The following is a 15,123-nucleotide window of genomic DNA, read 5'->3' as shown; positions in this document are numbered from 1 at the left end:
GTCGGCCTGCCCGGCTTCGGCGGCCACCTCCGCGCGGGCTTCGCGCAACTCGTCCAGCGCGACCTCGGCCTCGATCCCGAAGTGGTGGCGGCAGGTCCAGGCCTCCAGCGGGAGACCGCCCAGCGATCGCTGCCGCCATCGGTAGGCGCGCCGGCCTCCGGGGGTGAGCATCAGTCCGGCGTCTCTGCGGTAGTCCTCGAAGTCGTCGAGGTCCGGATGGGCGGCGTGGTCGCACGCCGGGGCGTCGTCGCAGCGTCGCGCCGCCGCTTCGAGGGCGGTGATGATCTCGTCCAGGACCTCGACGGACTCGACCCGCTCGGAGACGGCGTAGGGAAGCAGCGCGCAGTTGGCGACCACCAGGCCGGGCAGTTCGAGCGTGTCCTCGCGCGCGGCCTCCAGCAGGGCACGGGCCTCGTCGACGAGGGTCTCGTACGGGTCGCCGTAGGGGTGGTCATAGATCACGTCGGAGAGGTACTCCAGCCCCCGCCCGACACTCGCGGGGGCCTGGACGGGGACGTCGTCGAATGTCCCGGGGAAGACGGCCTCGGCCGCCGCCCGCGCGAACCCGGCGACATTGCGCGGGCAGTTCCACCGGCCGGGGTCGTCCAGGGGCGGTCCGGCGCCCACCACCCGCAGCGCCGTCTCCTCCGGCCGGAACCTCCAGGTGAGATTCTCGGCGTCGAAGTCCGTCAGATACGGGTGGTCGGCGTGGTCGCAGGGCGCGCCGTCCAGCCGTTCGGCCGCCGTGGTCATGGCCGCCACGACCGGCGACGCATCGAGCAGAGCCATTCCATCCAGGCGGGCGGCCAGCGTGAGGACGCCCAGCGCCCACGCCAGGGTGTGCGGCCCCTGAGGGGCGGCACCCACATGAGCCGCCGCTCCTTGCATGAGGTCCATGTACCGCCGCGTGCGGACGCCTGAGGTCTCGGCCCAGTCGGTGGCGAGGGCACGCCAGGCGTCGGGCGAATCCGGAACGGCCGATGGATCGATTTCGGTCATGCCGGTTCGGACGAAAAGACGATCACAACGGTTCCGGGCCCTGCCCCCGGCGGGGCGGGGTCACTGGCCCATCGGGGAGATCGGGCGTTCGAAGAACGTCTCCAGGACGACCGTCGCCTTCGTCCCGCTGACGCCCTGGATGTCGTACAGCCGCCGCAGGACGTCCTGGAGCCGCGCGGTCGTCGACGTCCGCACCTTGACGAGCACGGACGCGCTGCCCGCGACGACGTGGGCCTCCTGCACCTCCGGGATGGCGGCGAACTCGGCGGCGCGGTCGCCCATCCAGACCGAGGAGTCGATCAGGGCGAAGGCCAGCACGCCCTGCCCGAGCGCGGCCGGCTCCACGTCCACGCTGGTCCGCCGGATGACGCCCCGCTCGCGCATCTTCCGGACCCGCTCGTGGACGGCCCCGGCCGACAGGCCGACCGCCGTGCCGAGCGCCGTGTAGGACCGGGTGGCGTCCTGCTGGAGGAGTTCCAGCAGTTGACGATCGATGTCATCCACGTTCCTCACAGGATGACTGTATCGCGTACGATCATCCCGAAGTTGCTCTGAACAGTATTCAGTCAAAACACCATGGGGGGAAACCATGCTCAGGGAAGCGGCCGACGGGGTATACGAGATTCTGGACGAGCGCTTCCGCACCGGACGTTGCTGCCACGGCGACCAGCACCTCGAACGCCTGCACTCCGACGGCCGCTGGGCGGAGGGCCCCCTCTACCTGCCCGCGTGGCGGCAGCTCATCTGGAGCGACATCCCCAACGACCGCATGCTCCGCTGGGACGAGGCCACCGGCGCGGTCTCGACGTTCCGCGCGCCGGCCGGCCACAGCAACGGCAACACCCTCGACGGGCAGGGCCGGTTGATCACCTGCGAGCAGGGCGGGCGCAGGGTCACCAGGACCGAGCCGGACGGCGCCGTCACCGTCATCGCCGACCGCTACGAGGGCAGGCGCCTCAACAGCCCGAACGACGCGGTCGTGCGCTCCGACGGGTCGGTCTGGTTCTCCGACCCCGACTTCGGCATCGCCAGCGACTACGAGGGGCACCGCGCCGAGAGCGAGATCGGGGCCTGCAACGTCTACCGGGCCGATCCGGCGACCGGCGAGGTCCGCCTCGTCGCCGACGGCTTCGGCGGGCCGAACGGCCTCGTGTTCTCCCTGGACGAGCGCCGCCTTTTCGTGTCCGACACCCGGGCCGCGCACATCCGCGTCTTCGACGTCCGCGACGACGGCACGCTCTCGGATGGCGATGTCTTCGCCGAGGCCCGCGACGGCGCCGCCAGGTTCGACAACATCCGTTTCGACCGGGACGGGCGGCTGTGGGCGGCGGCCCTGGAGGACGGCGTGCACTGCTACGCACCGGACGCCACGCTCATCGGGCGCATCCGCGTCCCCGAGCCCGTCTCCAACATCACTTTCGGCGGGCCCAAGAACAACCGCCTGTTCATCACCGCGACGACCGGCCTGTACTCGGTGGTGACCTCGGTGACGGGCCTGCCGAGAACGCCCCAGGTGATCGAGAACTGATCCGCTCGGCCGCCGGCGTGCTACCGCCGGCGGCGGGGCGCCGCCGAACGGGGCGGCGCGGCGCGCATGTGGTCGCGCACCGGCGACAGCAGGTCGGCCAGAGCCTGGGCGTCCTCGCGCGACAGCGGCTGGAAGAGCTGCCGGCTCAGGACCTCGACGTGGCCGGGGAGCACCTTGGCGAGCAGCTCCCGCCCCGCGTCGGTGATCGTGACCGTGACGCCCCGGTCGTCGTCCGCGGAGCGCGTGCGCCTGACCAGCCCCGCCTTCTCGAGCAGGCCGGCCTGATAGGTCAGTCCGCTGCGGCTGTAGACGACGCCGTCGGCCAGGTCGGTCATGCGCTCGCTGCCGCTCGGCGAGTCGAGCCCGAGGCGCGCCAGGAGCTGGAACTGCACGTAGCTGAGGTCGCCGGCCTCCCGCAGCTGCTGCTCGACCGCGTGCCGGAGCAGGCCCGCCACCTCCATGAGGGCGAAGTACGCGCCCAGCTGGACGGCGTCCAGGGACGGCGGTGTCTCAGACATGGCGAAACCCTACCATCTGCTTCAATTTCAAAGCACTTGCTTCAGATTCGAAGCACTGCTACCGTGTGGGCAAGTGCTTCGGATTCGAAGCACTCTTGGCGGAAGTGAGGCACCACGATGAAGGCAGTGCGATTCCACGAGTACGGAGAGCCCGACGTCCTGCGCTACGAGGACGTCGACCAGCCGGTGCCGGGCGCCGGGCAGGTGCGGGTCCGCGTCGCCGCGACGACGTTCAACGGCGTCGACGGCAACATCCGCGCGGGGTTCATGCAGGGCCCGATGCCCCTGACCCTGCCGCACATCCCCGGGCTGGACGTCGCCGGAACGGTCGACGCGCTCGGTGAGGGCGTGGGCGGCCTGGAGATCGGCGACCGGGTCGTCGGCTTCCTGCCGTTCGTCGACGACGGCGCCTCGGCGGAGTACGTCCTCGCGCCCGCCGAGGTCCTCGCGCCGGCTCCGGCGAGCATCCCGCTCGCCGACGCGGCCGCGCTGCCGCTGGTCGGTCTCACCGCGTGGCAGGCGCTCTTCGACCACGCCGGGCTGAAGGCCGGGCAGCGGATCCTGGTCAGCGGCGCCGGCGGAGCCGTGGGCGGCTACGCGGTGCAGCTGGCCAAGGCGGCCGGCGCCCACGTGATCGCCACCGCCAGCCCCCGCAGCGCCGAGCACGTCAGGGCGGCCGGCGCCGACGAGGTCGTCGACCACACCGCCACCCGGGTGAGCGCCGCGGTGACCGAGCCGGTCGACGTCCTGCTCAACCTCGCGCCGATCGACCCCGAGGAGTTCGCGGCGCTGGCCGGCCTGGTCCGCGACGGCGGCGTGGTGGTCGGCACCACCGTGTGGATGCCCGCCCCGGCCGACGAGCGGCGCGGCGTGCGGGCCGTCGACGTCTACGTCCGCAGCGACGCCGGGCAACTGGCGGAACTCGTGGCGCGGGTGGACCGCGGCGCGCTGACCGTCGACGTCGCCGAGCGCGTCCCGCTGGCGGACCTGGCGTCGGTCCACGCCCGGGCCGCCGCGGGGACCCTCCCCGGCAAGGTCGTCGTCGTGCCGGCCGGCGCCTGACCCGCCCGGAAGGCGGCCGCCGCGTCCGGCTCGCGAAGATCGCGGTGATTAGACTGTGATCATGGACGTCGGCATCACGGCGGGGACCGCGGACGACGTCGACTCGCCGGTACGGCTGTACGAGCGCCCGGGCTTCGGCAGCTGGGCCCGCGAACTGCTCGCCCGCGTGGACGACTGAGCGGCGCGCGGAACCCGAAGACCTCTGGACGCTGGGAGAAGGACATGACGGTCGACTACGAACTCGTCGAGGTGGCCGGACGCGTGGCCGCCGACAACAGCAAGGGGGACGAGCACACGGTGGCGGCCGCCGCTCGCGCGGGGGACGGGCGGATCGTCACCGCGATGAACGTCCACCACTTCACGGGCGGGCCGTGCGCGGAGCTGGCCGTGATCGGTGCGGCCGCCGCCCAGGGCGCCCACCACCTGGACACGGTCGTCGCCGTGGGGAGCGGCGACCGCGGGGTGATGTCTCCCTGCGGGCGGTGCCGGCAGGTCCTTCTCGACTACTTCCCGTCCATCCGCGTCATCGTCGGCAGGGACGGCGATCTGCGCGCCGTTCCCGTGGCGGATCTGCTTCCCGGCGCCTACATCTGGTCGGAGCACCAGGCGTGATCGGCTCCGGCCCGCCCGCCCGGTGCTAAGTCACGGGCGGGCTGAGCTGGGCGGTAACTGGTTTACCGAATCTGGAAAGCGGAGTGACGCAAGTTGTTGCGCGCCTTCTCCGCGCACGGGCGAGCCCTTAGACTCGAAGGGTGATCTTCAAGGCGGTGGGTGAAGGAAGGCCCTATCCAGAGCACGGTCTCTCGTCCCGGGACTGGGCCAAGATCCCTCCTCGCCAGGTCCGCCTCGACCAGCTCGTCAGCACCAAGCGGGAGATGGATCTCCAGTCGCTGCTGTCGAAGGACTCCACCTTCTACGGCGACCTGTTCCCCCACGTGGTCCAGTGGCACGGCGAGCTCTACCTGGAGGACGGCCTGCACCGCGCGCTCCGGGCGGCGCTGCACCAGCGGCTCGTCCTGCACGCGCGCGTCCTCGACCTCGACGCCGTCGACATGTCCTGATCAGCGGCTGCGGGCGGGCTCCGGCGCCGGGAGGGCCTTCGGCTCGACCAGCGGCGCCGCCGGCCGTGCCGGGTGGACGAACCCGGGCCGCGCGGCCAGCAGCCCCACCACGACCTCCGGGACCACCAGGGCGAGCAGCAGGGCCACTGGCACGTTCCAGCCGCCCGTGGCGTCGTGCAGGACGCCGACCGCGAGCGGACCGGCCGCGGCGAGCAGGTAGCCGCCCGTCTGCGCCATCCCCGACAGGCCCGCGGCCGTCGACGGGTTCGGCGAGCGGAGGCTGAGCAGCGTGAAGGCCAGCGGGAACGCGCTGCCGGTGCCGATGCCGAGGATCACGACCCACGTCCACCCGGCGGACGGGGCGAGCAGCAGCCCGACCAGGCCGACGACCATCGTGGCCGCGACGGCGACGACGAGGGGGCGCTGGTCGCACAGGCGGGCGGCGAACACCGGCACCAGGAAGCCCAGCGGGATCCCGACGATCATCATGGTGGAGACCATCATCCCGGCGGTGGCGGCCGGGTGGCCGGCGTCGCGCATGATCTCCGGCAGCCACGACAGCAGCACGTAGAACATCAGCGACGCCAGGCCCATGAACGCGGCGACGGCCCAGGCGGTCGGGGAGCGCAGCAGCGATCCTCCGGCGCGCGGGACGGTGACCGGAGGCGTCGGGGCGCGGCGGCCGCGCAGGGCGAGCGGCCCCCACACGAGCGCGGCGACCAGCGACGGGACGGCCCAGACGGCGAGCGCGAGCCGCCAGCCGCCAGCCGCCTCCAGCGGCACCGCGAGACCGGCGGCGACCGCGCCGCTGGCCGCCATCAGCATCATCGCGAGGCCGGTCAGCGAACCCAGGCGGGACGGGAACGCGCGCTTGATCACGGCCGGCATGAGGACGTTGCCCATCGCGATCCCCGCCCCGGCCAGGACCGTTCCAACGTAGAGCGAGACCGGGGACTGCACCACCCGCAGCACGATCCCCGCCGTGATCATGACGAGGGAGCCGGCGATCGCGGTCTCGGTGCCGAACCGGCGCGCGACGACCGGCGCGACGGCCGCGAACACGCCCAGGCACAGCACCGGCAGCGTGGTGAGGACGCCGGTCTCCGCGCCCGACAGCCCGAACGCGTCCCGGAGGTCGCCGAGCACCGGGGAGATCCCCGTGATCGCGGCGCGCAGGTTGATCGTCAGCAGGACCAGGCCGACGAGCGACCAGACGGCCGCGGCCCGGGAACCTGGAGTCGTGGAGCTGTTCATGTCACCTTCGTTATTCGGTCGCTTCGATCGCAGGGTCTGCTGCGTCGAGCTCGGTTCTGCTGCGTTCCGGTGCCCGTGTCCTGCCACTTGCCGGGCACCGCGACGGCCGCCCATGGGGAGCGGGTCTCGCTCCCGGTCATGGTGCGGGCCTGCGCTCCCGCGCTAGGTCTCCTGCGGGGCCGTCCCGGACGGCGGGACGGTCGAGGCGAGGATCTGGTCGAGACACGCGTGGGTCGCCCGAGTGGCGGCGTCGGCGTCTCCCGCCTCGATGGCGGCCGCGATGGGGCCGTGCGGGACGTCGGCGTGTTCGAGCAGGCTCCCGGCCGCGCCGATGCTGGCCCGGAGCGCCGCGCTGAAGTCGCGGTACAGGTCCGTCAGGACTTGGTTGTGGGTGGCCTCGACGACGGCGGTGTGGAATTCGAGGTCCGCCTCGACGAACGCCGAGTGCTCGCCCGCCGCCCAGGCCGCGTCCCGGCGCGCGAGCGCGACCGCGATGGCGGCGATGTCGGCGTCGGTGCGCCGGGTGGCGGCGAGCCTGGCCGCCTCCACCTCGAACCCCCGCCGGACCTCGAGGATCTCGACGAGTTCCGCGGTCTCCAGCCGCCGCCGGACGGCCCCGGACAGCTCGCTCGTGGCGCGCACGTACGTCCCGTCGCCCTGGCGGCTCTCCAGGAGCCCCGCGTGGGTCAGCGCCCGCACCGCCTCACGGACGGTGTTGCGCCCGACCCCGAGCGTCTCCGACAGCACCGGCTCCGGCGGGATCTTGGCGCCCACCGGCCAGCCGCCCCCGGTGATCTCGCCCCTGAGCTGGTCGATCACCTGGTCGACCAGCGAGGACCGCCGTGCCGTCCGCAGAGTCACCCGAACCTCCAGTCAACCAGTCATCCCATGTCTGAAGAATACGACACCCGCGCCCCCTGATCTATTCCGCTTCACCGCCGTACGGGTCGCGCTGCCCGGCGGGAAGAGTCGAATCCGCAGGTCAACACCTAGTTAGGCAAACGAATGTGATGACGCACACCGGCAGGAAGACGAGGCGGCACGCGCTGTCGCGGCCGCCTCGCCTTCCTGTGGGCGAGCGCTCTAGTGGGGAGCGCTCAGGGGGACGCGGTTGAAGACCGACAGGCCGGCCGCCTCAAGGGCCTGGCGGTAGGCGGTGGCGGCGTTCTCGGGAGACTCGATGAGTTCGTAGAGTTCGCCGAGTTCCCGGTAGAGGTGCGCCGCCGGACGCCCCTTGGGAAGGGTCGCCAGTTGTTCAGAGGCGGCGCGAAGGACGACCTGGGCGGCCGTCGTGTTTCCCTGGGCCACCCGCGCGCGGGCCAGGACCAGCCGGGCCAGGACGGTCTTCTGGGTGCGAACTCCCAGGTCGTCGGCGGGTTGAGGCGCCATGGTGCGTCCGCTCGTGGGTGCGGAGAGGGCCATGCCGGTGTCGAGGAACTGTTCGAGCGCGGCGATCGCCTCGTCCAGGTCGCCGACGAGGACGAGCGCGCGGGCCTTGGCGATGGTGCTCTCGGTGCTTTCGGCGTCGTCCAGGCCGGTCGCGTGCTGGAGGAGGGTGAGCGCCTCCCGGGCCGCTTCGCGAGTTCCTTCCTGACGCGGGCGCTCGAAGCCGTACTCACCGGAGGGCTCCGGGGCGGGCGGGGCCGCGGCGGAGAACGGCCTGACCCCTCTGAGCAGCGCCTTGGCCCCGGCGAGAGCGAGGCGCGCGTGCGCCTGCGTCGGAGTCGCGTCGGTGCGCGCGGCGAGGGCCTGGTCGGCGAAGTACAGGGAGTCGCCCACCGCCCCCTCGTCCAGCGCGCGCATGCTGGCCCGCTGGTAGTGGACGCTCAGCGGCTCGGCGTCCCCGGACCCGTCGGGGTGCAGGAGGCGCCGCCCGAGCTCGTGGGCGCGGACGGGATCGGAGCGATCCACATAGGCGAGCAGCAGGATGCGTCCGGCCTCGGTGTACTCGTGGCCGGCGTGGAGACCGAGCCGCTCCAGCCGTTCGAGGGCCCGCTCGCCCAGCGCCACGGCCTGCCCCAGGTCGCCGACGGTGTGGTACGACCGGGCCAGCGCGATCACCGGGGGCAGCCAGCTCGCCCGGCCCGGGTCGCGTTCGGCCTGCTCGCGCAGCTCCTCGAACAGCTCGATCGCGCGGTCCGTGCGGCCCAGCTCCTCCAGGGCGCGGGCGCGGCCCAGCCGGGCGCGGCCCGTGAGGTCCGGGTCGTCACTGCGAGCGATCACCTCGTCGAACCCGGCCTCGGCCGTCGCGGGGTCGCCGCGCAGCAGCGCCAGATGAGCGTGCCGCTCCCGCACCTCGAGATGGGCGCGCTGCTCCGGCTCGACGCCCTCGGCGAGGTACTCGGGAGTGCAGCCGAGGCGCTCGGCCAGCATGCGCAGGACGGTCGGCGTCGGCGTGCGCTTGCCCGACTCGATCAAAGAGATGTAACTGTCGGAAAGGTCGTGACCGGCGAGCTGTGCCTGCGACAAGCGTCTGGTCAGCCGCAGGTTGCGGACACGTTCGCCGACGTTGCCTGGACCCGGCATGTGGACTCACTTAGCGGAAGTAAACAGGCGGCTGGGGTGCCGACATGATTGCACATTGCGGGTTATCACACATCGAGAGCAAGGAAGCGACAGGAGAAGAGACCGGCCGGAAGGCCCGCGCGCACGGCGCCTCGGCGAGATTCGCCGGTTCGCGCCGGCGGGCCCTCCCGTCGATCGCGACGTCTGTCATTCGCCGACGGTATCCGACCGTCCCGGGAAGATCGCAGAGACCGCCGATATTGATCAGCCTCCCGCGCATTCCGGCCAGTACCGGACGACCTGCCCGCGTTCCCGCGAGGCTGGGACCGCTCCCAGCGGATCGGCCGGTAAGGACGGTGCCGGACCGCGCGTTCCGCGGACCGCCGGGTCCTGCGTCCGGCGGTGCGGCCGGTGAGGGGGCCGGGCCGACCTGCATCGTCTCAGATCGCCGCGAGGACCTCGCAGGGCCCCCTGCGGCAACGGAAAAGCCGGGCACGACCGTGCCCGGCTTCTCGCATCGACCGCGTCGCGGGGCTAGACCTCCCCGTCGGGGTCGTCGCCCTTCGGCAGCGTGGCGGTGGGCGCGTCCTGCGCGTCGGGGTCGGGCGCGTCATCCGGCACGCGGGGACGGCGTGGCGGCGGGGGCGGAGGGAGCGCCTCCTCCGGCGCCGGGTTCTTGTTCGGGAAGATCATCTCGCAGACCTCGAGGTAGAGCTGCTCGGGGTACGGGAGGAAGTCGACGTTCGTGAGGGCCTGGTCCTGGCCGGCGGACTCCAGCACGAACTCCCCGTAGCCGAGCATGCGGCCCGCGATCGTCCGCTTGAAGCTCATGTCGGTGACCTTGGCCAGCGGCATCATGGCGACCTTGCGGGTGATGAGGCCGGTGGTGAGCAGCATCCGCTGGTTGGTGATGACGAAGTAGTCGACGGACCACTCCGCCACCCGCCAGACGAACCAGGCGAGAAGGATCAGCCAGCCCCACCAGACCCAGCTGAACACCGCGCCGCCGCTCTCGGCGAGCGTCTGGCTCAGCAGGCCCGCGAGGATGAGGCCGCCGAGCAGGAGCCCGACCGGGACCATCAGCACGGCCGGGTGGCGCCGTACCGTGATCACCTGGTTCTCGTGGGGGAGCAGGTACTTGTTGACGGACGCCGGCGCGGAGTCGCCGGGAGTGACGAGTCTCATGCGGCCTCAGGCGAGCGAGTTGACGAAGGTGGCGATGGAGTCGGCGGCGGAGGAGATGCCCGTTGCGGCGGTGTCCACCGTCCGGGCCGCGCCGTTCGGTTGCGTGATGACATAGAACGCCACGAAAGCCGCAGCGGCCCACGTGAGGTACTTCTTGGCCGGCACGACTGCCTCCCGGAGCGTAGACCCACGGACCCCGGTAGCAGTTTCGCACAGCCCACACGGGCGGCAAAGCAGCGCGACGGCGCGCGGCGCCCGCCCGCAAGGTCAGGGTGCGTTGTCCAGCGAGGAGCGGCGCGCCTTGCGGCGCTTCTCGGCCGCGACGGTCGCCAGCACCTCCAGATGCCGGCGCGCGATCCGCTCCACGAGGTCGGACGGAGCCGATCCGGTCACCTCCTCGGCGCCGTGGCGCGCGGCGGCGACGCACCGTTCCACCGTGTCGGCGCTGTGGGTGTCGCGGAACTCCTCGGTGAGCCGTTCACCGATCTCGATGTAGCGCGGAAGGTCGCCATCCCCTGGGTGAGCCATCATGTGTCCCCGAAGCTCGCTCGCGCCGCCCGGTCCGTGACGGTCCCCTGTGCCGGGACGGCGGAGGGGAACGCGCGCTCGCGTTCCGTAGAGGTTGTGGTACCCCCTGCCGTCGGGAACGAACATCGCAGGTCAGTCGGGGAAACCGGCCCCTGCCGGAGGGATCAGACGACGCCGTAGAGCCGGTCCCCCGCGTCGCCGAGGCCGGGCATGATGAAGCCCTGCTCGTTGAGGTGGGAGTCGATCGCGGCCGTGACCACCTTGATGGGCGCCGAGATGTCGGAGAAGGCCTGCTCCAGGTACTTCAGCCCCTCGGGCGCGGCGAGGAGGCAGAGCGCCGTGACGTCGTCTGCGCCGCGCTCGAACAGCAGCCGGATGGCGGCGGCCAGCGTCCCGCCGGTCGCGAGCATGGGGTCGAGGACGTAGCACTGCCGCCCGGACAGGTCGTCCGGCAGCCGCGACGCGTAGGTCTGGGCCTGGAGGGTCCCCTCGTCCCGGATCATTCCGAGGAAGCCGACCTCGGCGGTGGGCAGCAGCCGCGTCATCCCGTCCAGCATCCCGAGGCCCGCGCGCAGGATCGGCACGACGAGCGGCTTCGGGCTCGCGAGCTGGACGCCCTGCGCCGGGACGAGCGGCGTCTGCACGGTGGCCTCGGCGACCCTGACGTCGCGGGTCGCCTCGTAGGCGAGCAGGGTGACCAGTTCGTCGGCCAGGCGGCGGAACGTCGGGGAGTCGGTGCGGACGTCCCGCAGGGTCGTGAGCTTGTGCGCGACGAGCGGGTGGTCGACGGCGAGGGTCTGCATGCGCTCACGGTAGCCCACCCCGCCGGGCGGTTCGGGGCGCCAGGATAGGTCGCCGCTGAGCTGGGCAGGATGGCGGTATGAACAGCGAGAGCGATCAGCAGCCGAGCGGCTCGCGGGCCCGGGAATCCGCGCCCGATCCGCCCGCTCGCGCCTCGGCCCCCGACGACCATCCCCCGTCCGGCGACCCCGCGGTGACCGAAGTCACAGCCGAGGACGCCGCGCGGCGCCCCGGGCCCCAGGGCGACATCTCCCCCGAGCAGGTGCGCGAGCACCTGCGCCGCAGGGCGGTCTTCCTGCGCGAACTCGCCGAGGCCCGCGAGCTGCGCCGCCGTGTGACGCCGCACCGGTCACGCCGCGCGCGGATCCACGCGGCACTTCGCCGGCGCACGTTCCGCATCAATTGATCCAGATCGGTTAGGTTCATGCCGCCGGGCACCGTGATCGGCGCAGGCTCCCGGCCTCATCTCCGGGTGCGGCGGCGAGTTTGGTGGTGGGGCACGCGAGTGCGCGCCGCATCTGCGACCATGCCCTGGCAGGAGACGTGCCGGTGGGGTGGAAATGACGGATGTGGACGCGACGGACTTCGCCGTGGTGGTGTACCGGGAAGACGAGGGCTGGGAGGCGGAGATCCTTCCGGTCGCGCTGACCGAGGACCTCGCGGGGCTGATCCATGCCCTGCGCCAGCAGCCGAGCCTCGGCGGCACGGTCGGGCTGGTGTCGGTCGGCGACGACTTCTTCGTCGCCATCCGCCTGCTCGGCGACGAGGTCATGGTGTTCCTGTCGGACGTGACGGCGTCGGTCGACTGGCCGCTCGCCGGCCAGGTTCTGGACTACCTCGACATCCCGATCCCGGACGAGGAGGAGCTCGACCAGGTCCTCCCGGTCGGCGACATGTCGATCTTCGCCGACCTCGGGCTGGACGAGATGGAGCTCGGCGCGATCTCCGGCGACCTGGAGCTCTACCCGGACGAGATGCTCCTCAGCATCGCCGGCCGCATCGGTTTCGCCCCGGCCTTCGAACGCGCCCTCGACGCCGTCCCCTGACCCGGCCGCCGCCGCCCTGCCCGCCGCCCCGGCCGAGGGTCAGCCCGGGAAGCCGCTGCGCCGTGCGTAGGCGCTGAGACCCGCCCAGTCGTCGCCGGTGTGGCTGTGCTGCGGGTCGAGGCAGCCGAGGCTGATCGGGCGCTTGGCGTCGTAGCGGGGGGCGCGCGTGTCGGGCGGGTCGGCGAAGTTCAGGACCTCGGCGATGTTGCGGGCCGCGGCGTCCCGCACGGTCAGCGGCTCCAGGCCCCAGCGCCACTCGATCGCCTTCAGGACGGACGTGTGGTCGTACACCTCGTGCGCGACGGCCCCGCGCCGCGCCCGCGGGGAGATCAGCAGGCAGGGGACGCGGAAGCCGCGCAGGCCGGTGCCGAGGTCGGGCCGCGGGTCGGGCCCCTCCGGCGGCGGGACGTGGTCGAAGAACCCGCCCCACTCGTCGTAGTTGATGACGAACAGGGTCCGGGGCCAGTTCGGTGAGGTGACGAGCGCCGTGTAGACCTCGTTCAAGAACGCCTGGCCGAAGCGGATGTCGGCGAGCGGGTGCTCGTCCTCGGACATGCCGGGCAGGAACAGCTCGCCGAGGAAGCCCGGCTCGACGAAGCTGACCGCGGGCAGCCGGCCGCCGCGGGCGTCGGCGCGGAACTCGGCGATGTTCCGGCTGATGTCGAGGTGCCGCAGGCCCCACAGCGCGGTGAACGGCACGTCGCTGAAGTAGTACCGGCAGGAGATCCCCCTGGCCTTCAGCCGGTCCCAGATCGTGGTGGTCTCCGAGATCGTCAGCGAGTTGGAGATCCGGTCGGTCTGCCCGGCGTGCTGGAAGATCCGGTTGGGGAAGGTGGACGACATGATCGCCGGGAAGTAGCGGTCGCAGACCGTCCAGTCGAGGGCGGCGCGGCCGTGGAAGCCGAGGTCGGGAGCCTCGTAGTAGCCGATGGAGAACACGTCGTTGTCGCCGGCGCGCAGCCATCCGTCGCACCGGCCGCCGTTGTACTCGGTCCGTCCGCCCTGGTAGGAGTGGTCGGGGTCGTTGAAGCCGCACCCCCACGGCACCTTCAGATGGTGGGTGTCGTGCTCGTCGCCGCCGGCGTCGGCGAAGGTGAGCCCGGCCTGGCGGCCGTCGGCGCCGGGCAGCCAGCCCATGTAGTGGTCGAAGGACCGGTTCTCCATCATCACCACGACGATGTGGTCGATGCCGGACTCCTCCGGATCGGGGAGATCGGCGACGGGGGCGCGCCGGGCGGCGGCCAGTTCCGCCGCGTGGGCCTGGGCCGACGATCCGGAGGCGGTGCCCGCCGCGATGATCGCCGCGGCGCCCGCCGTCCCCGCCAGGAACCCGCGCCTGGTCAGTTCGTCCGCACCCATGGCACTCCTCCCGGGATGGCGATCGCTGAGCAGTATGCGGACTCGCGTGAACCGAGGGAAGGACGCCGGACGTCCGTCACCGGACAAGAACGCGAAGTTTATTCACAACCGCTTCCGGGCAGCCGGGCGCCGATTCCGCGCAAGGGGGGTGTGACCGGGCAGACGGCGTGGGTCACAATGAGCACGTGTCCTACTTCGCCGCCGTGTTCGCGCAGACCCCCCAGGGCTGGGTCGGAGCCGAGGCCGTGCTCGACGAGGCGGAGAACGTCGACGACGTCGCCGACCTGATGCGGGAGGCCGCCGTCGAGTCCTACGGCGACCCGGTCGTGCTGCTGGTCGAGCAGGACGACGACTGGTTCGCGATCGTCCGGCTCGACCGCGACGGCGAGCCGCGCCCCTACATCTCCGCCGTCCGCGAGGACGGGCTCGCCTCGCTGTTCCAGCAGCTCGTCGGCGAGGTGCCGGACGGCGACGCCGCGGGCGACGCCGCCCTGCTGGAGGACCTCGGGGTCGACGCCGGGCGGCTCGGCGAGCTCGGCGAGCGCGCCCTGCCCGGCGACGCGCTTCTCGCCGTCGCCGAGCAGGCCGGATTCGGCGAGGAGTTCGACCGCCTCCGTGACTGACGCGCGCGATCCGGTCGTCGCGACGTTCCGGCCGGCGATGCTCCGGGCCCTCGACGCGGCCCGCGAGGCGGCCGCGGACGGCGAGATCCCCGTCGGCGCCGTCGTCCTCGACGCGACCGGCGAGATCATCGGAACGGGCCGCAACGAGCGCGAGCGGACCGCCGACCCGACCGGCCACGCGGAGATCGTCGCGATGCGGCGGGCGGCGGCGGTCCTCGGCGAGTGGCGGCTGTCCGGCTGCACGCTCGTCGTGACGCTGGAGCCGTGCACGATGTGCGCGGGCGCGTCCGTCCAGGCCCGGCTGGACCGCGTCGTCTACGGCGCGGTCGACCCGAAGGCGGGCGCGATCGGGTCGCTGTGGGACGTCGTCCGCGACCGGCGCCTCAACCATCGCCCCGAGGTGGTCGCCGAGGTGATGGCCGACGAGTGCGCCGCCCCGCTAATCGAGTTCTTCGCGCGCCGCAGAGTCGGGTAGGCTCTCCCGCGGTGGTGTCGCCTAGTGGACGAGGGCGCACGCCTCGAAAGCGTGTGAAGTGCAAGCTTCCGTGGGTTCGAATCCCACCACCACCGCCACCCAGATGGCCGTCCACCTGGCCAGACGCACAGAGGGCGGGACCCATGGTCCCGCCCTCGACGCTTTCCAGTCTCAGTTCT

Annotated in this window: 18 protein-coding genes, 1 tRNA gene and 1 pseudogene; 9 read left to right on the top strand and 11 right to left on the bottom strand. The window is 72.3% G+C overall.

The features are described from left to right. A partial coding sequence (locus AB0C69_RS22160; RefSeq protein ID WP_360356357.1) for a hypothetical protein occupies positions 1-867 on the bottom strand: 867 nt, incomplete at its 3' end. A 192-nt stretch (positions 868-1,059) separates the two neighbouring features. After that, on the bottom strand, positions 1,060-1,512 hold the full coding sequence (locus AB0C69_RS22155) for an Lrp/AsnC family transcriptional regulator (protein ID WP_345178822.1): 453 nt from the start codon (positions 1,510-1,512) through the stop codon (positions 1,060-1,062). 76 nt (positions 1,513-1,588) lie between these two features. Here AB0C69_RS22155 and AB0C69_RS22150 point away from each other — a divergent pair, with 76 nt between their 5' ends. Further along, a complete protein-coding gene (locus AB0C69_RS22150; protein WP_360356354.1) occupies positions 1,589-2,527 on the top strand; it encodes an SMP-30/gluconolactonase/LRE family protein in 939 nt (312 codons plus the stop codon). Positions 2,528-2,547: 20 nt separating this feature from the next. Here AB0C69_RS22150 and AB0C69_RS22145 read toward each other — a convergent pair whose 3' ends face one another. Then, positions 2,548-3,045, bottom strand: a complete 498-nt coding sequence (locus tag AB0C69_RS22145) for a MarR family transcriptional regulator (RefSeq protein ID WP_353834658.1) — start codon at positions 3,043-3,045, stop codon at positions 2,548-2,550. Between the two features lie 117 nt (positions 3,046-3,162). On the opposite strand from AB0C69_RS22145, the gene AB0C69_RS22140 reads away from it, so the two are divergent. The 3 genes from AB0C69_RS22140 (at position 3,163) to AB0C69_RS22130 (ending at position 5,168) form a co-directional block, all read left to right on the top strand. Further along, a complete protein-coding gene (locus AB0C69_RS22140) occupies positions 3,163-4,107 on the top strand; it encodes an NADP-dependent oxidoreductase (protein WP_360356351.1) in 945 nt (314 codons plus the stop codon). A 222-nt stretch (positions 4,108-4,329) separates the two neighbouring features. Next, a complete protein-coding gene (locus AB0C69_RS22135) occupies positions 4,330-4,719 on the top strand; it encodes a hypothetical protein (protein ID WP_345178814.1) in 390 nt (129 codons plus the stop codon). 140 nt (positions 4,720-4,859) lie between these two features. Beyond that, on the top strand, positions 4,860-5,168 hold the full coding sequence (locus tag AB0C69_RS22130) for a type II toxin-antitoxin system VapB family antitoxin (protein ID WP_345178813.1): 309 nt from the start codon (positions 4,860-4,862) through the stop codon (positions 5,166-5,168). Here AB0C69_RS22130 and AB0C69_RS22125 read toward each other — a convergent pair whose 3' ends face one another. The 7 genes and pseudogenes from AB0C69_RS22125 to upp all read right to left on the bottom strand — a co-directional run bounded on the left by AB0C69_RS22125 (position 5,169) and on the right by upp (position 11,443). Further along, positions 5,169-6,422 carry an MFS transporter gene (locus AB0C69_RS22125; protein ID WP_360356347.1) on the bottom strand — a complete coding sequence of 418 codons (1,254 nt, stop codon included), beginning with the start codon at positions 6,420-6,422 and terminating at the stop codon, positions 5,169-5,171. 162 nt (positions 6,423-6,584) lie between these two features. Then, positions 6,585-7,283: a FadR/GntR family transcriptional regulator gene (locus AB0C69_RS22120; protein WP_360356344.1), complete on the bottom strand. Its 699-nt coding sequence runs from the start codon at positions 7,281-7,283 to the stop codon at positions 6,585-6,587. A gap of 222 nt (positions 7,284-7,505) precedes the next feature. Next, positions 7,506-8,948, bottom strand: a complete 1,443-nt coding sequence (locus tag AB0C69_RS22115; protein WP_360356341.1) for a helix-turn-helix transcriptional regulator — start codon at positions 8,946-8,948, stop codon at positions 7,506-7,508. Between the two features lie 654 nt (positions 8,949-9,602). Next, a pseudogene (locus AB0C69_RS22110) lies at positions 9,603-10,112 on the bottom strand (PH domain-containing protein); the annotation flags it as partial. Positions 10,113-10,118: 6 nt separating this feature from the next. Further along, a complete protein-coding gene (locus AB0C69_RS22105) occupies positions 10,119-10,277 on the bottom strand; it encodes a hypothetical protein (RefSeq protein WP_345178805.1) in 159 nt (52 codons plus the stop codon). A 102-nt stretch (positions 10,278-10,379) separates the two neighbouring features. Next, positions 10,380-10,640 (bottom strand): hypothetical protein, encoded by a 261-nt coding sequence (locus AB0C69_RS22100; RefSeq protein WP_345178987.1) that lies wholly within the window; start codon positions 10,638-10,640, stop codon positions 10,380-10,382. Between the two features lie 164 nt (positions 10,641-10,804). Then, positions 10,805-11,443: a uracil phosphoribosyltransferase gene (gene upp / locus AB0C69_RS22095; RefSeq protein ID WP_345178803.1), complete on the bottom strand. Its 639-nt coding sequence runs from the start codon at positions 11,441-11,443 to the stop codon at positions 10,805-10,807. Between the two features lie 77 nt (positions 11,444-11,520). Between upp and AB0C69_RS22090 the strand changes: the two genes are divergently transcribed. Both AB0C69_RS22090 and AB0C69_RS22085 read left to right on the top strand, forming a co-directional pair. Then, entirely contained in the window at positions 11,521-11,847 is a 327-nt protein-coding gene (locus AB0C69_RS22090; protein ID WP_353834654.1) for a hypothetical protein, read from the top strand. A 154-nt stretch (positions 11,848-12,001) separates the two neighbouring features. Continuing rightward, entirely contained in the window at positions 12,002-12,487 is a 486-nt protein-coding gene (locus AB0C69_RS22085; RefSeq protein WP_345178799.1) for a tRNA adenosine deaminase-associated protein, read from the top strand. Between the two features lie 39 nt (positions 12,488-12,526). On the opposite strand, the gene AB0C69_RS22080 is transcribed toward AB0C69_RS22085, so the two are convergent. After that, the gene (locus tag AB0C69_RS22080) at positions 12,527-13,846 is read right to left on the bottom strand and encodes an alkaline phosphatase family protein (RefSeq protein ID WP_360356337.1); all 1,320 of its coding nucleotides are present in this window, start codon (positions 13,844-13,846) and stop codon (positions 12,527-12,529) included. A 185-nt stretch (positions 13,847-14,031) separates the two neighbouring features. On the opposite strand from AB0C69_RS22080, the gene AB0C69_RS22075 reads away from it, so the two are divergent. The 3 genes from AB0C69_RS22075 to AB0C69_RS22065 all read left to right on the top strand — a co-directional run bounded on the left by AB0C69_RS22075 (position 14,032) and on the right by AB0C69_RS22065 (position 15,042). Then, entirely contained in the window at positions 14,032-14,469 is a 438-nt protein-coding gene (locus tag AB0C69_RS22075) for a hypothetical protein (RefSeq protein WP_353834652.1), read from the top strand. A 37-nt stretch (positions 14,470-14,506) separates the two neighbouring features. Next, on the top strand, positions 14,507-14,944 hold the full coding sequence (tadA, locus tag AB0C69_RS22070; protein ID WP_360356360.1) for a tRNA adenosine(34) deaminase TadA: 438 nt from the start codon (positions 14,507-14,509) through the stop codon (positions 14,942-14,944). Between the two features lie 10 nt (positions 14,945-14,954). Then, positions 14,955-15,042: transfer RNA gene (locus AB0C69_RS22065), tRNA-Ser, on the top strand. Positions 15,043-15,123 lie beyond the last annotated feature (81 nt).

The sequence above is a fragment of the Actinomadura sp. NPDC048032 genome, from assembly GCF_040653175.1.
Taxonomy (GTDB): Bacteria; Actinomycetota; Actinomycetes; order Streptosporangiales; family Streptosporangiaceae; genus Spirillospora; species Spirillospora verrucosospora.
The sequence above is the reverse complement of the archived record's forward strand: the minus strand, read 5'-3'. Positions and strand labels throughout refer to the sequence as shown.

What these genes read in the sequence shown, in the direction of transcription:
- AB0C69_RS22150 (WP_360356354.1), top strand. Translation starts at nt 1,589, where the DNA reads ATGCTCAGGGAAGCGGCCGACGGGGTATACGAGATTCTGGACGAGCGC.
- AB0C69_RS22145 (WP_353834658.1), bottom strand. Translation starts at nt 3,045, where the DNA reads ATGTCTGAGACACCGCCGTCCCTGGACGCCGTCCAGCTGGGCGCGTAC.
- AB0C69_RS22140 (WP_360356351.1), top strand. Translation starts at nt 3,163, where the DNA reads ATGAAGGCAGTGCGATTCCACGAGTACGGAGAGCCCGACGTCCTGCGC.
- AB0C69_RS22135 (WP_345178814.1), top strand. Translation starts at nt 4,330, where the DNA reads ATGACGGTCGACTACGAACTCGTCGAGGTGGCCGGACGCGTGGCCGCC.
- AB0C69_RS22125 (WP_360356347.1), bottom strand. Translation starts at nt 6,422, where the DNA reads ATGAACAGCTCCACGACTCCAGGTTCCCGGGCCGCGGCCGTCTGGTCG.
- AB0C69_RS22115 (WP_360356341.1), bottom strand. Translation starts at nt 8,948, where the DNA reads ATGCCGGGTCCAGGCAACGTCGGCGAACGTGTCCGCAACCTGCGGCTG.
- AB0C69_RS22100 (WP_345178987.1), bottom strand. Translation starts at nt 10,640, where the DNA reads ATGGCTCACCCAGGGGATGGCGACCTTCCGCGCTACATCGAGATCGGT.
- upp (WP_345178803.1), bottom strand. Translation starts at nt 11,443, where the DNA reads ATGCAGACCCTCGCCGTCGACCACCCGCTCGTCGCGCACAAGCTCACG.
- AB0C69_RS22090 (WP_353834654.1), top strand. Translation starts at nt 11,521, where the DNA reads ATGAACAGCGAGAGCGATCAGCAGCCGAGCGGCTCGCGGGCCCGGGAA.
- AB0C69_RS22085 (WP_345178799.1), top strand. Translation starts at nt 12,002, where the DNA reads ATGACGGATGTGGACGCGACGGACTTCGCCGTGGTGGTGTACCGGGAA.
- AB0C69_RS22080 (WP_360356337.1), bottom strand. Translation starts at nt 13,846, where the DNA reads ATGGGTGCGGACGAACTGACCAGGCGCGGGTTCCTGGCGGGGACGGCG.
- tadA (WP_360356360.1), top strand. Translation starts at nt 14,507, where the DNA reads ATGCTCCGGGCCCTCGACGCGGCCCGCGAGGCGGCCGCGGACGGCGAG.